This is a genomic window from Streptomyces sp. NPDC057654, assembly GCF_042800135.1.
Classification (GTDB): Bacteria; Actinomycetota; Actinomycetes; order Streptomycetales; family Streptomycetaceae; genus Streptomyces.
Genome location: NZ_JBHVHQ010000954.1, coordinates 1 through 3,116 on the forward strand (window position 1 = coordinate 1; position 3,116 = coordinate 3,116).

The 3,116-nt window shown below is 69.7% G+C and carries 3 protein-coding genes; all 3 read right to left on the reverse strand.

Going from position 1 to position 3,116, the window contains the following annotated elements; translation table 11 throughout:
* Positions 1-176 precede the first annotated feature (176 nt).
* From pstB to pstC, 3 genes are read right to left on the reverse strand one after another with little or no spacing between them, the layout of a single operon-like run.
* A complete protein-coding gene (gene pstB / locus ACFU99_RS38785; RefSeq protein WP_384401963.1) occupies positions 177-953 on the reverse strand; it encodes a phosphate ABC transporter ATP-binding protein PstB in 777 nt (258 codons plus the stop codon).
* A 58-nt stretch (positions 954-1,011) separates the two neighbouring features.
* Positions 1,012-2,094: a phosphate ABC transporter permease PstA gene (gene pstA / locus ACFU99_RS38790; RefSeq protein WP_384401966.1), complete on the reverse strand. Its 1,083-nt coding sequence runs from the start codon at positions 2,092-2,094 to the stop codon at positions 1,012-1,014.
* Positions 2,091-3,059, reverse strand: a complete 969-nt coding sequence (gene pstC, locus ACFU99_RS38795; protein ID WP_384401969.1) for a phosphate ABC transporter permease subunit PstC — start codon at positions 3,057-3,059, stop codon at positions 2,091-2,093. The genes pstA and pstC overlap by 4 nt, the downstream gene beginning before the upstream one ends.
* Positions 3,060-3,116 lie beyond the last annotated feature (57 nt).

A 3,116-nucleotide genomic window follows, 5' to 3' on the forward strand; every position in this document is an offset into this window, starting at 1 on the left:
TCGCCTCTCACGCGCGGGCGGGCTGAGTGGGCTCGCGTGCGGGCTTGAGTGGGCGGCGTATGAGCTTTGGCCGCAGGCCGGTGGTGGTGGGTTTGGGCCCGCCCCTGGTTTCAGGGGCGGGCCCCGTCGTGTGGTGGCACCGCCATGCAGCACCGCACGACGTGTTGGGGGGCGGCTCAGCCGAAGCGGCCGGAGATGTAGTCCTCGGTGGCCTGGACCGAGGGGTTGGAGAAGATGCGCTCGGTCTCGTCGATCTCGACGAGCTTCCCGGGCTGACCGACCCCCGCCAGGTTGAAGAAGGCGGTGCGGTCGGAGACGCGGGCCGCCTGCTGCATGTTGTGGGTGACGATGACGATGGTGAAGCGTTCCTTGAGGTCGCCCATCAGGTCCTCGATGGCGAGGGTGGATATCGGGTCGAGCGCGGAGCAGGGCTCGTCCATGAGCAGGACCTGCGGTTCGACGGCGATGGCGCGGGCGATGCACAGGCGCTGCTGCTGGCCGCCGGAGAGGCCGGCGCCGGGCTTGTTGAGGCGGTCCTTGACCTCTTTCCAGAGGTTGGCGCCCTTGAGGGACTTCTCCACGACGGTGTCGAGCTCGGACTTGCGCACCCGGCCGTTGAGGCGCAGGCCCGCCGCGACGTTGTCGTAGATGGACATGGTCGGGAAGGGGTTCGGGCGCTGGAAGACCATGCCGATGGTGCGGCGTACGGAGACGGGGTCGACGCCGTGCCCGTACAGGTCCTCGTCGTCGAGCAGCACCTTGCCCTCGACGCGGCCGCCGGGGGTGACCTCGTGCATCCGGTTCAGGGTGCGCAGGAAGGTGGACTTTCCGCAGCCGGAGGGGCCGATGAAGGCGGTCACCGAGCGGGGCTCGACGGTCATCGAGATGTCCTCGATGGCCTTGTGGCTGCCGTAGTACGCGTTGAGGCCGCCGACGTCGATGCGCTTGGCCATGTGAATCACTTCTTTTCTGCGACTGGCCCCGCTGGCGGAGCCGCATATCGGGATGGCCTCAGCGGCCGGTCTTCGGGGCCTTCCAGCGCGCGATGGCGCGGGCGACCAGGTTCAGGATCATGACGAAGGCGATCAGTACGAGGGCGGCGGCCCAGGCGCGGTCGTAGGAGGCGTCGTTGCCGTTGGCCCACTGCTCGTAGATGTAGTACGGCAGCGAGGACTGGGCGCCTTCGAAGGGGTCGTTGTTGATCGCCTGGGAGCCGAAGACCAGCAGCACGATGGGGGCGGACTCACCGGCGATACGGGCGACGGCGAGCATCAGCCCGGTGGTGATGCCGCCGATCGCGGTGGGCAGCACGACCTTGAGGATGGTGCGCCACTTCGGCACGCCGAGGGCGAGGGACGCCTCGCGCAGCTCGTTCGGCACGAGCTTGAGCATCTCCTCGGTGGAGCGGACCACGACCGGCACCATCAGGATGGCCAGGGCCAGCGATCCGGCGAAGCCGGAGTAGCTGAAGTCCAGCATGATGATCCACAGGCTCAGGATGAACAGGCCCGCGACGATGGAGGGGACGCCGGTCATCACGTCCACGAAGAACGTCACGGCCTTCGCGAGCCGGCCGCGCCCGTACTCCACCAGGTAGATGGCGGTCAGCAGGCCGATCGGGGCCGCGATGACGGTGGCGATGCCGACCTGTTCCAGGGTGCCGATGATCGCGTGGTAGACGCCGCCGCCGGGCTGGATGGTCAGCACGCCGGCCATCGAGTGGGAGAGGAAGGCGCCGTCGAGGACCTTGACGCCGCGCGCGACGGTCTCCCAGAGCAGGGAGACGAGCGGGACGACGGCGATCAGGAAGCAGACCCACACCAGGCTGGTGGCGAGGCGGTCCTTGGCCTGGCGGCGGCCCTCGACGCGGGTCGCGGCCGCGTACATGACTGCTACGTAGAGGATCGCGGCGATCAGGCCCCACTGGGCGCGGCTGCTGAGCCCGGCGCCGAGGCCGATGGCGACGCCGACGGCGGCGGCGAGGGCCGCGACGGCGGCCGGGGCCCAGCGGGGCAGCCGCGGCTGGTGCAGGGTGACCTGCGGGAGCGGGGCGCTGTCGGAGACCGTCGGCCGGTCCGTGATGACGTCGCTCATGCCGTGTACTCCTTGCGACGCGAGATGATCATCCGGGCCGCGCCGTTGACCAGCAGGGTCAGGGCGAACAGGACCAGGCCGGAGGCGATGAGCGCGTCCTTGCCCAGCTCACCGGATTCCTTGAAGCTGCTGGCGATGTTCTGCGCGAAGGTGCCGCCGCCCGGCTCCAGCAGGCTGGCGTTGATCACGAAGGCGGGCGAGAGCACGGTGGCGACGGCCATCGTCTCGCCGAGGGCGCGGCCGAGGCCGAGCATCGAGGCGCTGATGACGCCGGAGCGGCCGAAGGGGAGGACCGACATCCGGATGACCTCCCAGCGGGTGGCGCCGAGCGCGAGCGCGGCCTCCTCCTGCATCTTCGGGGCCTGGAGGAAGACCTCGCGGCTGACGCTGGTGATGATCGGCAGGATCATGATCGCGAGCAGGATGGAGATGGTGAAGATCGACCGGGAGGGGCCGCCGGAGTAGGAGAAGACGCCGGTCCAGCCGAAGTAGTCGTCGAGCCAGCTGTAGACGCCGCCGAGGTGGGGGACGAGGAAGAGGGCGCCCCACAGGCCGTAGATGATCGAGGGGACGGCGGCCAGCAGGTCGATGACGAAGGCCAGCGGGCCCGCGAGGCGGCGCGGCGCGTAGTGCGAGATGAACAGCGCGATGCCGACCGCGACGGGCACGGCGATCGCCATCGCGATGACCGAGCTGACGACGGTGCCGAAGGCCAGGACCGCGATGCCGAAGGTGGGGTGCGCGGAGTTGGGGTCCCAGTCGAAGGTGGTGAGGAAGTTGCCCTCGTCCGCGGAGATCGCGTGGGCGGCGCGGACGGTGAGGAAGACCGCGATGGCGGCCATGATCACCAGGAGCAGCACGCCGGAGCCGCGGGAGAGCGCGAGGAAGATCCGGTCACCGGCGCGGGTGGCGGCCTTCGTCGGTCGTGGTGGGGGGCTGGTCGCTGAGGTCGGTGATATGTCCATGGGTTTCTCCGGTCTGCGGAGCCGGACGTCCCGGCTCCTGGCGCGGCGGTGCACCGG

Bases quoted from the DNA above. Each gene is read 5' to 3' on its own strand.
- pstB (WP_384401963.1), bottom strand. From the start codon at position 953: ATGGCCAAGCGCATCGACGTCGGCGGCCTCAACGCGTACTACGGCAGC.
- pstA (WP_384401966.1), bottom strand. From the start codon at position 2,094: ATGAGCGACGTCATCACGGACCGGCCGACGGTCTCCGACAGCGCCCCG.
- pstC (WP_384401969.1), bottom strand. From the start codon at position 3,059: ATGGACATATCACCGACCTCAGCGACCAGCCCCCCACCACGACCGACG.